Source organism: Rahnella sp. 1L-D-7-B-C2, assembly GCF_057290995.1.
The window spans coordinates 51,570-66,552 of the sequence record NZ_JBXAVQ010000006.1 but is presented as its reverse complement, the minus strand read 5'-3'; the positions used below and the strand labels follow the sequence as shown (position 1 = coordinate 66,552).

Below are 14,983 nucleotides of genomic sequence, written 5' to 3'. Positions count from 1 at the left end.
CGCCGCCTTAAACATGTATTTATAATGCATGTTATAAGGTTTCTTCATTTAACGAGGCTTCATCATGGACTATCGCGACCAACCCCTTGGTGCTCTGGCTGTTGCCATTCCCCGCGCCACCCGTTTATTCCGTCAATACGATCTGGATTTCTGCTGCGGTGGCAAACAAACCTTGCTGCGCGCCGTTACCAAAAAGGATCTGGATATCGATCTTATCGAGCAACAACTGGCGGAAATCGCTCAGCAACCAGATACCTCAGTCGACTGGAAAGCGGCACCGCTGGCTCAAATCATCGATTTCATCATCCCGCGTTATCACGACAGGCACCGTCAGGATCTGCCTGAACTGGTTCTGATGGCAGAAAAAGTCGAACGCGTTCACGGCGACAAAACGCCCTGTCCGCATGGTCTGGCGCTCCAGTTGCAAATGATCCTCGACGAACTGACCAGCCATATGATGAAAGAAGAGCAGATCCTCTTCCCGATGATCCGTGGGGGTATGGGACGTCAGGCGGCCGGTCCGATATCTGTCATGGAGCGTGAGCACGATGATGCGGGGGAGATCCTCGAAGAGATCAAGCGTTTGACCGATAACGTGACACCACCGGAAGGTGCCTGTGTGACGTGGCGTGCGTTGTATGCCGGGATCAACGAATTCATCTCCGACCTGATGGAGCATATCCATCTTGAAAATAACCTGCTATTCCCGCGAGCTTTGCGCGGCGAATAACCGGCATTGCCATAAATTCCGGACGTAAAAAAGGGCGCATCAGCGCCCTTTTCATTTCTGTGTTCCGTAGGGAATTACAGAATCTCCAGCAGCTCAACTTCGAAGATCAGTGCGCTGTAAGGAGGAATGGACGCACCCGCGCCACGCTCGCCATAAGCGAGGTTATGAGGGATGTACAGCTCCCACTTGGAACCGACCGGCATCAGGGTCAGGGCTTCGATCCAGCCTGCGATCACGCCGTTGACCGGGAATTCAGCCGGTTCGCCGCGCTGCACGGAGCTGTCGAACACGGTACCGTCGATCAGTTTACCGGTGTAATGAACGCGTACGCGGTCCTGACGGCCTGGGATGGTGCCTTCGCCCTGAGTAATCACAGAGAATTGCAGACCGGACTCGGTGCTGCTCACGCCTTCGCGCTGTGCGTTCTGAGCCAGGAATTCCTGCCCCTGAACGGCCAGTGCTTCCTGACGTTCACGACGGACAGAGTCAGCACGTTCGTGGACTTCGCGCAGAGCACGGTGAACCACGTCTACAGGAACGGCTGGCGTGTTCCCTTCCAGCGCGTCACGTAAGCCTGCCAGCAGTGCGTCAGGCTCTAAGCCCTGCAAACCTGATTCCTGCAACTGTTGACCGACCTGCAGGCCGATACCGTAACTTGCCTGCGCTTCTACGCTGTCAAATGAAGGGGTAGTCATGAATTTTCCTTAGCTCTTAAAAATGTCGAACGCGCAGCATAGCAGCGCAGAGCTTTTGGGTAAAATCCTCTCTGAGGCAACATGACGGCGGACGCAGTTCATTCCACTTTTCGATAAATTTTTCGCATTTGTCGCCATTGACGCCATCGTTTGAATGATATTTATGCTTTGTCCCTTTCCGCATCAAGCAGTTAAACGGCTATACTAGGCAGCAACAGACAGTCGAAAATGCGACAGTTAACAAGAGAGGTCGTCATGGGCAGAATCCCGCCCAGGAGAAGGAAAGCCATCCGTATTTATCAACCCATGTTGAGATCCTGGATTGCCATTATGAAAAGGCCAATGCGAGACACGACAGCGCAGAGTGAAAGCGAAAGCGAAGAAACAATCGGGCAACCCGAGACAAATCCTTCTGCTGCCTCCAAAAGCAAAACGCTGTTCAGCAAAATCTGGCACCTGAGCGACGGCTTCCACTGGATGTCGCCCCTGCCTTACGCCCATCGTCGCGGCATTATCTTCAGCGTGCTGGTGATCCTTATTGCCCTGCTGTGGCCGTATACGCCGGAAAATACTTACGCCCCTTCGCAACCGCAACAGCCGACCAGTATTCCGATGCAGGCCGATTTGCGTAACGATCAGGGCCGTACCACACAGATGGCACAGCCTGAACCTGTTCAGCCACAGACGAACGACAACAGCGCCACATGGCGCAGTTATCAGGTGCAGTCAGGTCAGACGCTGGCGCAGCTTTTCCGCGATAACAACATGGCCGTTAACGATGTGTTTTCGATGGCGCGGGTAGAAGGCGCGGAGAAACCGCTGAGTACGTTGAAAACCGGACAGGAAGTGAAGATTCAGCGCGATGCGCAAGGTGTGGTGAAAGCGTTACAGGTCACGACCGAACAGAACGTTACCGTAACGTTTGTCCGTCAGTCCGACGGTAGCTTCCAGCGCGAAAACTGAGACGCCTGACAAAACCCACTCTTCAATAAAACATTTTACCTGACGCAGAAATGCAAAACGCCGGCACAAGGCCGGCGTTTCAGGGTTACCTTCAGCGTTATTACGCTTCTGGAACCACAACGACATTCAGTTTAGCGAATACGTCGCTGTGTACCTGGAACTCAACTTCGTGTTCACCAGTGGTACGCAGAACGCCATTCGGCAAACGAACTTCGCTTTTAGCAACTTCAACGCCAGCTGCAGTCACTGCGTCAGCAATATCGCGAGTACCGATAGAGCCGAACAGTTTGCCTTCGTCGCCTGATTTAGACGCGATGGTGACTGAACCCAGTTCGTTGATTTTAGTTGCACGAGCTTCAGCAGCGTTCAGAACGTCAGCCAGTTTGGCTTCCAGTTCTGCACGACGTGCTTCGAAGAACTCAACGTTTTTCTTGGTAGCAGGAACAGCTTTGCCCTGTGGTACCAGGAAGTTACGAGCGTAGCCCGCTTTAACGTTAACTTGATCACCCAGGCTGCCCAGGTTTGCTACTTTATCAAGCAGAATAACTTGCATTACCTTAACCTCTCAAAGTCGTTTATGGACAGTGGCCTATTACTGATGACGATCAGTATATGGCAACAAAGAAAGGTAGCGAGCGCGCTTGATACAACGAGCGAGCTGACGCTGGTATTTTGCACGAGTACCGGTAATACGGCTCGGGACAATTTTACCGCTTTCGGTAACGTAGTTTTTCAGCGTAGCGATATCTTTGTAATCAATCTCTACAACGCCTTCCGCGGTGAAACGGCAGAACTTGCGACGACGGAAATAACGTGCCATTAGGCTAGTCTCCAGAATCTATCAATTCAATCTGCTCGGCATGTAACACCACTTTGTTCAGTCCATTGCGCCCTTGATGGCAACTAATGAAACCAGAAACAGTGAGTTGCGTGCCGACCGTTATACTGTGAGTTAATGCTTGTGACGCTTGTCCACTGACAACCACAGGCATTCTGCACCATGTTTGTCGGTTAAATCCGGCCTCCTGCTGCTGCGAGCGATGCTCTAGCACGAACTGACAGTGAGGAATGCCCGAAGGACTGACTTTACGAATGGGGGTCTTGCACACTGTGCCGGACAACACCAGACGATTCGCCGTCACGGCAATTACTCTTCAGAATCCCCAGCTTCAGCATCATCATTAGCTTCGGCGAAATCTTCACGACGATCACGACGTTCGTCTTTCGCTTTAACCATTGGAGATGCTTCAGTTACCGCGTGTTTAGTACGCATAACCATGCTACGGATAACGGCGTCGTTGAAGCGGAAGTTTGTTTCCAGCTCATCGATCGCTTCCTGCGGGGCTTCAACGTTCAGCAGAACGTAGTGAGCTTTGTGCAGTTTGTTGATCGGGTAAGCCAGTTGACGGCGGCCCCAGTCTTCCAGACGGTGAATCTGACCAGCAGCGTTAGTGATTACTGCACTGTAACGCTCGATCATGCCCGGAACCTGTTCGCTTTGGTCAGGGTGTACCATAAATACGATTTCGTAATGACGCATAGAATTGCTCCTTACGGATTATTCAGCCTCCTGTCAGGGTCAACCGCGGCCCATGGAAGCAAGGAACGTGTTATGTGTGCGGTCGAAAAAATGACGGGGAATTATATGTACAGCCCCGACGAAACTCAAGGAGAAAGACAGATTAATTTCTCTACAGCTTTTGCGCGAAGAAGGTAGTGGCTTCTGTAAGCGCATGCACCGTCACTTTATGCTTCGCTTCAGACTCAGAAATAAAGGTCAGATGGCTGTCCGTGCCACTGCCCGCCAGTTCCTGTTGCAACCGCAGGCTTTCGCCAAACGGCACCACGTCATCCTGCTCGCCGTGCCAGACAAACAGCGGCTTGCCGGCGATTAACGCGGTTTTTCCAGTGACATCAAGACTGAGTAACGGCGCGGATTCACGTTCAAAAACCTCGCGCTGTGCGCTGTCACCGGCGGTGAAGGCCGGGAAAAGATGATGTGATAAACGCGAGAAGTACCCCGAGCCCATCAGATTCGCCGCGACTTTTATCCACGGGAATTTCACCAGCGCAGCCATGGTTGTCATACCCCCCATCGATACGCCGCCGACGCCCAGACGTTCCGGATCCGCCAGACCGCGCCCGACAAACACGTCCTTAAGTACCGCAAGCTCTTCCACGTTGTTTTGCAGAATGCCCCAGAAATGCGCGACACATTTTGCCTCGTCACTTTCAGCGCGGGCACCGTGCATGAGCGCATCCGGCAGGATCACACGAAAACCGGCCTTCGCCAGCGTATAGCCAAAATAGGAGTACATCTCTTTTGAGGATAAAAAGCCGTGGTAGAAAAAAATCGTCGGGAGCTGCTGCTGATATTGTCCGGCAGGCACCGAATGGATGACCTGGATCCCTTCAATATTTTCTTCGTACATCTCAACCATCTGATACCCCTTTTGCGCATGCTGGAAAAGAAAGTCACCTGAGTCTGTTTGTCATTCTACTGGCAGGAAATCGGGCGACCAGACCTTTTTCGTATGATTTATAACCCGTTATACCAACAAGCTGAGTCATACGATCTCCACCTTAATTCAAATTCATAGTTTCATTATTATTTCATTGATTCAGATCAATTTTTATTGAAATAAATGGTTACATTTGATCATTAATCCTTTCCGGTTTTACGCCGTTAGTGCGCTATCAGAAGCTAACGGAAAAACCCATGAAAACGGCATCAAAACGCTCATTTCGCCGATGGAGCATAGGCGTAAAACTCGCCAGTATCGCCTCCCTGTTGGTCGGTACCTTGTTTATTATTTTTACGTTGTCACTGACCCATTCCGCCGGAAAGCAGGTGAATGAACTGGCCGTCAACGCCATTTCCGAACAGGTAACCGGCGTGGTCGATATGATTGAAATGTACAACGCCAGCCTGAATGCCGAAGTCGACAGTTACACGCGGTTGTTCAGCCATTTCCTGCCAGAAAATTTTGAGCTCGATACTGCCAGTCCGGTCATGGTCGGCGAACAATCTGCGCCGGTCATCAAAGCCGGTGGTAATCCGCTGAATCTTGACAGCAAAATTCCCGATGATTTTCTGGCACGGACCGGCGCGATTTCCACCGTATTCGCCCGCCGTGGCGACGATTTCATCCGCGTCACCACCTCACTTAAGAAACAGGATGGCACCCGCGCCATCGGCACGTTGCTCGACAACACCAGCCCGGCGTATGCCAAAATCATGGCCGGTGACTCGTTCAGTGGGCTGGCCACGCTGTTTGGCAAAAAATACATTACCAAATATCAGCCGGTGCGCGACGCGCAGGGCAGCGTGATCGGCATTCTGTTTGTCGGTGTCGATATCACTGCAGAATACGCCGATATGCGGGCAAAAATCCTCTCGAAGCGCATCGGTGAGCAGGGATATTTCTTCGTGCTCAACAGCTCACCGGGCAAGGATCTGGGGAAATATCTGGTTCACGCCACTGATGAAGGTAAAACGCCTGCATGGCCGGAAGGCGTGCTGGAACAGGTGATGTCGCAGTCGCGCGGCGAACGTGAATACACCGATGCCACCAGCCAGCATCAGCAATTTATTGTGTATGCCAATGTGCCCGCCTGGCATTGGGTGGTGGTGGGTAGCACGGACAAAAACAGCCTGATGGAACAGGTGACCCGCACGCGCAATCAGTTCCTGATAATAAGCCTGCTGGCGCTGGCGTGCTTTGCGGCACTGTTTATCTGGTTGACGCGCAAATTGGTCAGCCGCCCGCTCAGCGACGTAGTTCATATCGCCCAAAAGTATGCCAGTGGCGATTTGCGCGCACGCGCCGAAACGCAGCGGGTTGATGAGATTGGCGCACTGATGCACGCCATTGACGGTATCGGTCACGGGCTGGAGAAAATTGTCGGCGAAGTGCGGCTGGTCTCTTCTGAAATCATGCACAACACGCAGGCGCTCTCCTCAGACAGCGATCGGATCAATCAGCAGATTGGCACGCAGGCCAGCAGTCTGGAAGAAACGTCGGCCAGCATGGAGCAGATCACTGCCACGGTCCAGAACACGGCGGATAACGCCACGCAGGCCACACAGCTGGTGCAGCAGACGGACACGGCGGCAACGATCGGCTCCGATGCGGTCGATCAATCCGTTGAAAGCATGGAAGCCATCAAACACGCCTCAACGCGCATTGCGGACATCACGACGGTTATCGAGGGCATCGCCTTCCAGACCAATATCCTGGCGCTCAACGCTGCCGTAGAGGCTGCCCGCGCCGGTGAGCATGGCCGTGGCTTCGCCGTGGTCGCCGCTGAAGTTCGCGCACTGGCGCAGCGCAGTTCGAATGCCGTGAAAGAGATCGAAAACCTGGTGGCAGATTCCCTGAGCAAAGTGGAAGACGGCCATAAAAGCGCCGCCAAAACACAGGCGAACATGACCAATATTCTCCAGGGGATCCGTCAGGTGAAAGTGCTGATGAGCGATATTGATATCGCCTCGCATGAGCAGTCAGCGGGTATTTCGCAGGTGAACATCGCCATTATGCAGATCGGTAAGGCGACGCAGGAGAATGCCACGCTGGTGGAAAACTCACAGCAAACGGCAGCCGCGCTGAGCGAACAGGGGCGCCATCTTTCGCAACTGGTCAGCGTGTTTAAGATTTCCGAACGTTAAGACGTGAGTCGCGCGGCAATAAATGCCGCGCAGACTCGCCAGCACGCCGGGGAAAGGGCTACACTCTGTGTATTGCTCTCTTACCGGATATCACGATGAAATCCCTCCGAATCCCTGCTGCGCTGCTGCTACTGGCGGCACTGAGCGGTTGCAGTAATCTGATGCAAACCACCCCCGTTGCGCCGCCCGCGCCGACGGCCAAAGCGCAGGAAATCACCCGCGCTCAGACCTCTACGCTGACCAAAATCGGCAGCATCACTGCGGATGTGATTGGCAGCCCGATGGACGTCGAAGCGGAAATCCAGCGCAAAGCCGATGTGGCCGGTGCACGGTATTACGTAATCATGTTTAACAGCGAAACCATTGTGCCAGGGCGATGGTATTCACAGGCGACCCTGTACCGCTAAACATTACTCTGCGCCGATGGCACGGTTGATCAGCAGCTGACACAACCGTTCGGGCAGCTGCGTTTCACCCCGCGGGTCGAGCACCATCCGGCACCATGCATCCGCCATCGGCGGCGAGGCGAACTCCAGCATTTGCGTCGCCGCCAGCAAATTAAACAATTGCCCGGTCAGCCAGCGCCCCTGTGCTTCTTCCGGCGTACGCAGGCGTTGCAGAAACTGACGGGCGGCGCGATCAAACACCCGGTTCTGGCCGCGCGCCTGATGCAGTGCCTGCTGTAAGAGCTCTCCGCTGGCTGGCAGCTTCCTGAGCGTTCGCAGCACATCGAGACACATAATATTGCCTGAACCCTCCCAGATACTGTTGACGGGCATTTCACGGTACAAACGCGGCAGCTCGCTGTCTTCGCAATAACCAACCCCGCCCAGCACTTCCATCGCCTCCGCCACAAACGGCATACCCTGACGGCACACTTCAAACTTGGCAGCAGGCGTCAGCAACCGGCACAGCAGCTGCTCCGTCGGGTTAGCCTGCGCACCCGATGCTGCCGCGAGATGCATCAACAGCATCGTCTGCCCTTCCAGATGCAGTGCCATTCGGCTCAGCGTCTGACGCATCAGTGGTTGTTCAATCAACGGCTTGCCAAATACCTGACGCTGAAACGCGTGGTACAACGCCACCGAGAGCGCGCGGCGCATCATCGCGTGGCTGCCCAGCGCACAGTCAAAACGCGTATGGCCGCCCATCTTCAGGATATGGCGGATGCCCTCGCCCTCTTCACCCAGCAACCACCCGGTGGCGTTCTGGAATTCCACTTCGCTGCTGGCGTTGGATCGGTTTCCCAGCTTGTCTTTAAGCCGTTCGATGCGGACGGCATTACGTTCGCCGTCTGGCAATACTCGCGGCAGAAAGAAGCACGACAGCCCGCCCTCAGCCTGCGCCAGTACCAGATGTGCATCACTTTGTGGCACCGAGAAAAACCATTTATGGCCGACCAGATGATAGGGTTTGCCGCTGCCGTGCCCTTCCAGCGCGGTCGCCCGCGTGGTGTTGCTCAGCACATCCGAACCGCCCTGCTTCTCGGTCATCCCCATGCCAATCAGCACGCCTTTTTTCTGATCGCCTGACTGTAGGTGAGGGTCATAGCGGTCGGACATCAGCGGTTTCAGCCAGCCGCTGAACTCTGCGGGAAGGTATTTTTGCAGCAGCGGGATTGCACCGAAGGTCATGGTCACCGGACATAGCGTCCCGGCCTCTACCTGCGCGTGGAGAATAAACCGCACGGCGCGCGCGACTGCCGATCCGATACGGGCATCTTCCTGCCACGGCAGATTATGTACACGGTTGGCGATCAGTCCCTGCATCAGCAGATGCCACGCAGGATGAAAACGCACGTCGTCGAGGCGCTCTCCCGTACTGTCATAACGCAGAAGGTCTGGAGGATTCGCGTTGGCCAGTCGGCCAAGCTCAAGAGACTCGGCGGAACCTAACTGCTGCCCCAGCGAGGCCAGCACGTCGGCGTCCCATCCGGCCTGGTGCCGCGACAATGCCTCGCGCAGCGGGGTATCAGAGAGGAATAAATTGCTGTTACTCAGCGGTTTGGGTTGATTGAAAACCCGATGTGTTTCCCAGTTCATCGCCAGCTCCCTTAGAAAAGGACATGGCATCAGTATGGTAAAAATGGGGGAATTAACAGGCGGACAGATCACAAAGACAGGAATGCAAACGGGAGCCCTGAGGCTCCCGTTTTAGACAATGGTGAAGCAAACTGAAATCAGCTCTTCTTCAGACCGCGCTGGCGTACGGCTTCGAACAGGCAAACGCCGGTCGCGACGGAGACGTTCAGTGAAGACACGCTGCCGGCCATCGGAATGCTGATCAGTTCGTCGCAATGCTCACGGGTCAGACGGCGCATACCTTCGCCTTCCGCGCCCATCACCAACGCCATCGGGCCGGTCATTTTGCTCTGATAAAGATTGTGATCGGCTTCGCCCGCCGTCCCGACGATCCAGACATTGTGCTCCTGCAACACACGTAACGTGCGCGCCAGATTGGTGACGTTGATCAACGGCACGTTTTCCGCTGCGCCGCTGGCGACTTTTTTGGCGGTCGCGTTCAGTTTGGCAGAGCGGTCACGCGGAACAATCACCGCATGCACACCGGCCGCATCGGCAGTACGCAGGCAGGCACCCAGGTTATGCGGGTCAGTCACGCCGTCAAGCACCAGCAGGAACGGGGACTCGAGGCTTTCCAGCAGCGCAGGCAAATCGTTCTCCTGATACTGACGGCCTTCGCGCACACGGGCAATGATGCCCTGATGCACGGCACCTTCGGATTTCTCATCCAGCCACTGGCGGTTGGCCACCTGGATCACAATGCCGCTGGCTTCCAGCTCGTCGATCAACGGCTTCAGACGTTTGTCGTCACGGCCTTTCAGAATAAAGACTTCCAGAAAGCGCTGCGGATCGTTGTCGAGTAAGGCTTTAACGGAATGAATACCGTAGATAATTTCGCTCATGATGCTCTTTAAAATAGACTTGCGGACAGCATGCTGTCCGCAATTTAACGAAGGATTGCGGGCGATTCTATCATAGAAGAATCGCCCGTCAGGCTTAGCTTTCTACTGACTTTTTCTTAGCGCGTTTGGATCGGGTCGCCGCAGCAATTTTCGCCGTTTTATCGGAAGGCTTTTTGGCTTTCTTCGGCTTACCGTCTTTACCCACTGCGCTCACCGCTTTTTCTTTCTTCGGCCTGGCAGGCTTCGCGTCGTCTTTGCGGAATGCGCTGTCCGGTTCGAAGTTAGCGCCTTTTTTGCCTGTACGGCGACGTCCTGCATTCGCAGGCGCGGTGGAACGCATAGTGCGCTCACCGCCTTTCTTCTCGCGATCGCGCGCTGTTTTGCCTTCACCGCGTGCTTTACGGGTGCTGGAAACCAGAGCGAAGTCGATTTTACGCTCGTCCATGTGAACGGCTTCAACGCGGATTTCCACCGTGTCACCCAGGCGGTAAACCGCACCGGATGATTCACCCACCAGACGTTGTCCGATGTTGTCATAACGGTAGTAATCGTTGTCCAGCGAGGAAACGTGGACCAGACCGTCGATGAACAGATCGTTCAGGCGCACAAAGAAACCGAATCCGGTTACGCTGGCGATAGTACCGGTAAAGACTTCACCGACGTGATCCTGCATAAAGTCGCATTTCAGCCAGTCAGCCACGTTACGGGTAGCTTCATCCGCACGGCGTTCTGCCATCGAACAATGCTCGCCCAGTTGCAACATGTCTTCATAATCACTGTGCCAGCCGCCGGTCGGCGTCCAGCGATCTTTCAGCGTACCGTGCTCTTTCGCCAGCAGATACTTGATCGCGCGGTGCAGTGCCAGATCCGGGTAACGACGAATCGGTGACGTAAAGTGCCCGTAGGACGGCAGCGCCAGACCGAAGTGACCGCGATTTTCCGGGTCATAAATCGCCTGTTTCATCGAACGCAACAACATGGTTTGCAGCATTTCGCGGTCAGGACGCCCCGCCAGTTCATCCATAATCTGAGCGTAATCTTTCGGCTCAGGTTTCAGGCCACCGCCCATCACCAGACCTAACTCGCCCAGTACGCTTCGCAGCGCGGAGATATGGTCATCGCTTGGACGGTCATGCACGCGGAACAGCGCAGGTTCGTTATGTTTTTCAACAAAACGGGCCGCTGCAATGTTCGCGAGGATCATGCACTCTTCAATCAGTTTGTGTGCGTCGTTACGAACGGTTGGTTCGACACGTTCGATACGGCGTTCAGCGTTGAAGATGAACTTCGCTTCTTCCGTTTCAAAGGCGATACCGCCACGCTCTGCACGTGCGTGATCGAGCATTTTGTACATGGTGTGCAATTCTTGCAGATGCTTAACCAATGGCGAATATTGCTCACGCAACTCTTCGTCGCCATCAATGATGCGCCAGACTTTGTTGTAGGTCAGACGGGCGTGGGAACTCATCACCGCTTCGTAGAATTTGGAACTGGTCAGCTTGCCCTGCGCTGAAATAGTCATCTCGCAGACCATACACAGGCGGTCTACTTGCGGATTCAGGGAGCACAGGCCGTTGGACAGCACTTCAGGCAGCATCGGAACAACCTGCGACGGGAAGTACACTGACGTGGCGCGACTGCGTGCTTCGTCATCCAGCGCGGTGCCATGACGCACGTAATAGCTGACGTCGGCGATAGCCACCCACAGGCGCCATCCGCCACCGCGTTTTTTCTCGCAGTATACGGCGTCATCGAAGTCACGCGCGTCTTCACCATCAATGGTGACCAGCGGGAGACTGCGTAAATCCACGCGGCCTTTTTTGGCTTCTTCCGGCACCTGTTCGCTCAAGTCTTCGACCTGCTTGAGCACCTGCGGTGGCCAGACGTGCGGAATTTCATGAGTGCGCAGTGCGATATCAACCGCCATGCTGGTACCCATTTTATCGCCCAGCACTTCGACGATTTTACCGACCGCTTTGGTACGGCGGGTCGGACGCTGAGTCAGCTCAACCACGACCATATAACCCATGCGTGCGCCGTTAATGGCATCGGCCGGGATCAGGATGTCGAAGCTCAGGCGACTGTCATCGGGTACCACAAAACCGGCGCCGGCGTCAGTAAAGTAACGGCCTACGATCTGGCTCATCTTCGGCACCAGAACACGCACGATGCGCGCTTCACGGCGGCCTTTACGGTCGGTGCCGACCGGCTGTGCTAATACCACGTCGCCGTGGATGCACATTTTCATTTGTTCAGCAGAGAGATAAACGTCGTCTTTCTTCACGCCTTCAAGGCGCAGGAAGCCGTAACCGTCGCGATGACCAATCACCGTCCCTTTGAGTAAATCCAGGCGTTCCGGCAGCGCGTAGCACTGACGGCGGGTGAAAACCAGCTGACCATCACGTTCCATCGCACGCAGACGACGGCGCAGGGCTTCCAGCGCTTCTTCGCCGGACAGGTTCAGTTCGTTACCGATTTCTTCACGGCTGGCAGGTGTTTCACGTTTCGCGAGGTGTTCGAGAATAAATTCACGACTGGGAATAGGTGATTCGTATTTTTCTGCTTCTCGTTCCAGGAATGGATCTTTTGACATAGCGGTTCCTCCGTTGCCATCAGCAGTTTGTTGAAAGTCTTTCATTCAACAAGCAATAATTTGTAGAGCGGCGAGTTATCTTTGACCATATCGGCCAGAGTGTACTGATTCAGCTCATCAAGAAAATGTTCTACAGCAGTGTGCAGGACGTGTTTTAGCCGGCATGCGGGCGTGATATGACAAAAGTCACTGTCACAGTTGACCAGTGAAAGCGGCTCGAGTTCGCGAACCACGTCGCCAATGCGGATTGTCTGTGCCGGTTTACCCAGCTTTATGCCACCATTTTTTCCGCGAACGGCGGTCACCAGACCTGCACGACTTAACTGATTTATGATTTTCACCATGTGGTTACGCGACACACCGTAAACCTCGGTGACCTGCGAAATGTTGGTCATCTGATCGTCAGGCAACGACGCCATATAAATCAACGCTCTCAAACCATAATCAGTGAAACTCGTTAACTGCACACAGACCTCTGGGTAGTTTTTACCCGTTCTTTCCACATCAATGAAGACAAAGGGAAAAATTGATTTTTTTAAGAAAACACAATGATGATAAACCAGCCGGCAAGTTTGCGGCTAATCATTTAAATAGTGGATGCTTTATGGGAAGTAAACAAGCGCAGACAGGCAGAAAAAAATAAACCGGGCATATTTGCCCGGTTATGACGTTTTTACGCAATCAGCTCAGACTGTTATGCGTCAAACGGGTCACGCAGAATCATGGTTTCGCTACGGTCAGGGCCCGTTGAGATGATATCCACCGGTACTTCGGTCAACTCTTCGATGCGCTTGATGTAGTTCAGTGCTGCCTGTGGCAGTTTATCGACCTGTTTCACACCAAAGGTGGTTTCGGTCCAGCCTGGCATGATTTCGTAGATTGGCTCGATACCTTCCCAGCCTTCTGCAGCCAGCGGTGTCGTGGTCATTTCGCGGCCATCAGGCATGCGATAACCAATACACAGCTTCACTTCTTTCAGACCGTCCAGCACGTCCAGTTTGGTCAGACAGAAACCAGACAGGGAGTTGATCTGCACAGAACGACGCACAGCTACGATGTCCAGCCAGCCGCAACGACGGCTACGACCGGTAGTCGCGCCGAACTCGTTACCTTGCTTACGCAGGAACTCGCCAGTTTCGTCGAACAGTTCTGTTGGGAAAGGACCTGCACCCACACGGGTGGAATAGGCTTTTACGATGCCCAGTACATAATCGACGTAACGTGGACCAATACCAGAACCGGTAGCGACGCCACCTGCGGTGGTGTTGGAAGAGGTCACATACGGATAAGTACCGTGGTCGATGTCCAGAAGCGTGCCTTGCGCGCCTTCGAACATGATCAGATCGCCACGCTTACGCGCGCCATCCAGCAGCTCAGACACATCAACAACCATGGCAGTCAGAATGTCGGCGATAGCCATGACATCATCCAACGTTTTCTGGAAATCAACGGCTTCTACTTTGTAGTAGTTGACCAACTGGAAGTTATGATAATCGATGATTTCTTTCAGCTTGATAGCGAAAGTTTCTTTGTTGAAGAGATCGCCAACGCGCAGACCGCGACGGGCAACTTTATCTTCATAAGCCGGGCCGATGCCACGACCGGTGGTGCCGATAGCTTTATCGCCACGCGCTTTTTCACGCGCCATGTCTAAGGCGACATGGTAAGGCAGGATCAACGGGCAGGCTTCAGAGAGTAACAGACGTTCGCGTACAGGGATGCCACGAGCTTCAAGTTCGCCCATTTCTTTCATTAAGGCGTCAGGCGCCAGAACAACACCGTTACCGATGATGCTGGTGACATTTTCACGCAGAATGCCAGAAGGAATTAAATGAAGAACGGTTTTTTCACCGTTGATAACCAGAGTGTGACCGGCGTTGTGACCGCCCTGATAGCGCACAACATATTTAGCCCGTTCAGTAAGCAGGTCTACGACCTTGCCTTTCCCTTCATCACCCCATTGAGTGCCGAGTACGACGACGTTCTTACCCATCTCAAGAATCACCAGGTTGCTTAAAAAAGGATTCTAACATCTCATTCTGTGCTTTCCAGTACTTTTAGCACACGTTTGCGGGAAAAATTTCAATTGCGTGCTACCGGTCTCGGGCGGACGTGACACCTGGCATGTAACAAAACCTCAACCACCGAGACGCGTACGCAACATGTAGTAAATTACGAAGCCTGCAACCACAAGTGCCCCGCCAAAACGGCGTAAAACGGCGTCCGGAAGATTTGCTAAAGCCATGATCATTTTTCTCCATGATTTTGGATAAAGCATCGGCCCCAGGCCCTCAAGAACCAAAACTAATGCCAAGGCCAGCAAAATTGTCGAATTCATGGTCAGTGTTTCTCTGTGCTTCCCTTGAGAAAAAACAGAAGGGTTTTAGAAAAGACAAAAGGCCCCTCAGGG

General features: G+C 53.8%; 16 protein-coding genes. 4 read left to right on the top strand and 12 right to left on the bottom strand.

Features of this window, described 5'->3' with window-relative positions:
- Positions 1 to 64: 64 nt before the first annotated feature.
- On the top strand, positions 65 to 730 hold the full coding sequence (ytfE, locus tag AC0Z7K_RS12100; RefSeq protein ID WP_485614615.1) for an iron-sulfur cluster repair protein YtfE: 666 nt from the start codon (positions 65 to 67) through the stop codon (positions 728 to 730).
- Between the two features lie 74 nt (positions 731 to 804).
- On the opposite strand, the gene bamJ is transcribed toward ytfE, so the two are convergent.
- The gene (gene bamJ, locus AC0Z7K_RS12095; protein ID WP_112168321.1) at positions 805 to 1,425 is read right to left on the bottom strand and encodes a BamJ family beta-barrel-assembly machinery protein; all 621 of its coding nucleotides are present in this window, start codon (positions 1,423 to 1,425) and stop codon (positions 805 to 807) included.
- 255 nt (positions 1,426 to 1,680) lie between these two features.
- Here bamJ and AC0Z7K_RS12090 point away from each other — a divergent pair, with 255 nt between their 5' ends.
- Positions 1,681 to 2,388: an OapA family protein gene (locus AC0Z7K_RS12090; RefSeq protein WP_413530255.1), complete on the top strand. Its 708-nt coding sequence runs from the start codon at positions 1,681 to 1,683 to the stop codon at positions 2,386 to 2,388.
- A 100-nt stretch (positions 2,389 to 2,488) separates the two neighbouring features.
- Here the strand turns inward: AC0Z7K_RS12090 and rplI are convergent, their stop codons facing one another.
- The 5 genes from rplI to yjfP all read right to left on the bottom strand — a co-directional run bounded on the left by rplI (position 2,489) and on the right by yjfP (position 4,829).
- The gene (gene rplI / locus AC0Z7K_RS12085) at positions 2,489 to 2,941 is read right to left on the bottom strand and encodes a 50S ribosomal protein L9 (protein ID WP_112168323.1); all 453 of its coding nucleotides are present in this window, start codon (positions 2,939 to 2,941) and stop codon (positions 2,489 to 2,491) included.
- Positions 2,942 to 2,980: 39 nt separating this feature from the next.
- Positions 2,981 to 3,208, bottom strand: coding sequence for a 30S ribosomal protein S18 (rpsR, locus tag AC0Z7K_RS12080; protein ID WP_004392491.1), 228 nt, complete (start codon positions 3,206 to 3,208; stop codon positions 2,981 to 2,983).
- A gap of 4 nt (positions 3,209 to 3,212) precedes the next feature.
- Complete coding sequence (gene priB, locus AC0Z7K_RS12075) at positions 3,213 to 3,530, bottom strand: primosomal replication protein N (RefSeq protein WP_072158217.1); 318 nt, start codon at positions 3,528 to 3,530, stop codon at positions 3,213 to 3,215.
- 5 nt (positions 3,531 to 3,535) lie between these two features.
- On the bottom strand, positions 3,536 to 3,928 hold the full coding sequence (rpsF, locus tag AC0Z7K_RS12070; protein WP_013573776.1) for a 30S ribosomal protein S6: 393 nt from the start codon (positions 3,926 to 3,928) through the stop codon (positions 3,536 to 3,538).
- Positions 3,929 to 4,079: 151 nt separating this feature from the next.
- Positions 4,080 to 4,829 carry an esterase gene (gene yjfP / locus AC0Z7K_RS12065; protein ID WP_485614610.1) on the bottom strand — a complete coding sequence of 250 codons (750 nt, stop codon included), beginning with the start codon at positions 4,827 to 4,829 and terminating at the stop codon, positions 4,080 to 4,082.
- 278 nt (positions 4,830 to 5,107) lie between these two features.
- Here yjfP and AC0Z7K_RS12060 point away from each other — a divergent pair, with 278 nt between their 5' ends.
- Together AC0Z7K_RS12060 and bsmA are read left to right on the top strand one after the other, a co-directional pair.
- Positions 5,108 to 7,057, top strand: coding sequence for a methyl-accepting chemotaxis protein (locus AC0Z7K_RS12060; RefSeq protein ID WP_485614608.1), 1,950 nt, complete (start codon positions 5,108 to 5,110; stop codon positions 7,055 to 7,057).
- A 95-nt stretch (positions 7,058 to 7,152) separates the two neighbouring features.
- Entirely contained in the window at positions 7,153 to 7,464 is a 312-nt protein-coding gene (bsmA, locus tag AC0Z7K_RS12055) for a biofilm peroxide resistance protein BsmA (protein WP_485614606.1), read from the top strand.
- 3 nt (positions 7,465 to 7,467) lie between these two features.
- On the opposite strand, the gene AC0Z7K_RS12050 is transcribed toward bsmA, so the two are convergent.
- The 6 genes from AC0Z7K_RS12050 to AC0Z7K_RS12025 form a co-directional block, all read right to left on the bottom strand.
- On the bottom strand, positions 7,468 to 9,099 hold the full coding sequence (locus AC0Z7K_RS12050) for an isovaleryl-CoA dehydrogenase (RefSeq protein ID WP_413530251.1): 1,632 nt from the start codon (positions 9,097 to 9,099) through the stop codon (positions 7,468 to 7,470).
- A 137-nt stretch (positions 9,100 to 9,236) separates the two neighbouring features.
- Positions 9,237 to 9,980, bottom strand: coding sequence for a 23S rRNA (guanosine(2251)-2'-O)-methyltransferase RlmB (gene rlmB, locus AC0Z7K_RS12045; protein WP_112168327.1), 744 nt, complete (start codon positions 9,978 to 9,980; stop codon positions 9,237 to 9,239).
- Positions 9,981 to 10,074: 94 nt separating this feature from the next.
- Positions 10,075 to 12,573, bottom strand: a complete 2,499-nt coding sequence (gene rnr, locus AC0Z7K_RS12040; RefSeq protein ID WP_485614604.1) for a ribonuclease R — start codon at positions 12,571 to 12,573, stop codon at positions 10,075 to 10,077.
- A 41-nt stretch (positions 12,574 to 12,614) separates the two neighbouring features.
- Positions 12,615 to 13,040, bottom strand: coding sequence for a nitric oxide-sensing transcriptional repressor NsrR (gene nsrR / locus AC0Z7K_RS12035; protein WP_112168329.1), 426 nt, complete (start codon positions 13,038 to 13,040; stop codon positions 12,615 to 12,617).
- Positions 13,041 to 13,267: 227 nt separating this feature from the next.
- Positions 13,268 to 14,566 carry an adenylosuccinate synthase gene (locus AC0Z7K_RS12030; protein WP_056782479.1) on the bottom strand — a complete coding sequence of 433 codons (1,299 nt, stop codon included), beginning with the start codon at positions 14,564 to 14,566 and terminating at the stop codon, positions 13,268 to 13,270.
- Positions 14,567 to 14,710: 144 nt separating this feature from the next.
- Positions 14,711 to 14,911 carry a DUF2065 domain-containing protein gene (locus tag AC0Z7K_RS12025; RefSeq protein WP_413530249.1) on the bottom strand — a complete coding sequence of 67 codons (201 nt, stop codon included), beginning with the start codon at positions 14,909 to 14,911 and terminating at the stop codon, positions 14,711 to 14,713.
- Between the last annotated feature and the right edge of the window lie 72 nt (positions 14,912 to 14,983).

Excerpts from the sequence above, each read along its gene's own strand:
- AC0Z7K_RS12025 (WP_413530249.1), bottom strand. The coding sequence starts at position 14,911 with ATGAATTCGACAATTTTGCTGGCCTTGGCATTAGTTTTGGTTCTTGAG.
- rpsF (WP_013573776.1), bottom strand. The coding sequence starts at position 3,928 with ATGCGTCATTACGAAATCGTATTTATGGTACACCCTGACCAAAGCGAA.
- AC0Z7K_RS12050 (WP_413530251.1), bottom strand. The coding sequence starts at position 9,099 with ATGAACTGGGAAACACATCGGGTTTTCAATCAACCCAAACCGCTGAGT.
- bsmA (WP_485614606.1), top strand. The coding sequence starts at position 7,153 with ATGAAATCCCTCCGAATCCCTGCTGCGCTGCTGCTACTGGCGGCACTG.
- AC0Z7K_RS12060 (WP_485614608.1), top strand. The coding sequence starts at position 5,108 with ATGAAAACGGCATCAAAACGCTCATTTCGCCGATGGAGCATAGGCGTA.
- yjfP (WP_485614610.1), bottom strand. The coding sequence starts at position 4,829 with ATGGTTGAGATGTACGAAGAAAATATTGAAGGGATCCAGGTCATCCAT.
- ytfE (WP_485614615.1), top strand. The coding sequence starts at position 65 with ATGGACTATCGCGACCAACCCCTTGGTGCTCTGGCTGTTGCCATTCCC.
- rnr (WP_485614604.1), bottom strand. The coding sequence starts at position 12,573 with ATGTCAAAAGATCCATTCCTGGAACGAGAAGCAGAAAAATACGAATCA.
- rlmB (WP_112168327.1), bottom strand. The coding sequence starts at position 9,980 with ATGAGCGAAATTATCTACGGTATTCATTCCGTTAAAGCCTTACTCGAC.
- AC0Z7K_RS12030 (WP_056782479.1), bottom strand. The coding sequence starts at position 14,566 with ATGGGTAAGAACGTCGTCGTACTCGGCACTCAATGGGGTGATGAAGGG.
- bamJ (WP_112168321.1), bottom strand. The coding sequence starts at position 1,425 with ATGACTACCCCTTCATTTGACAGCGTAGAAGCGCAGGCAAGTTACGGT.
- rplI (WP_112168323.1), bottom strand. The coding sequence starts at position 2,941 with ATGCAAGTTATTCTGCTTGATAAAGTAGCAAACCTGGGCAGCCTGGGT.
- rpsR (WP_004392491.1), bottom strand. The coding sequence starts at position 3,208 with ATGGCACGTTATTTCCGTCGTCGCAAGTTCTGCCGTTTCACCGCGGAA.
- AC0Z7K_RS12090 (WP_413530255.1), top strand. The coding sequence starts at position 1,681 with ATGGGCAGAATCCCGCCCAGGAGAAGGAAAGCCATCCGTATTTATCAA.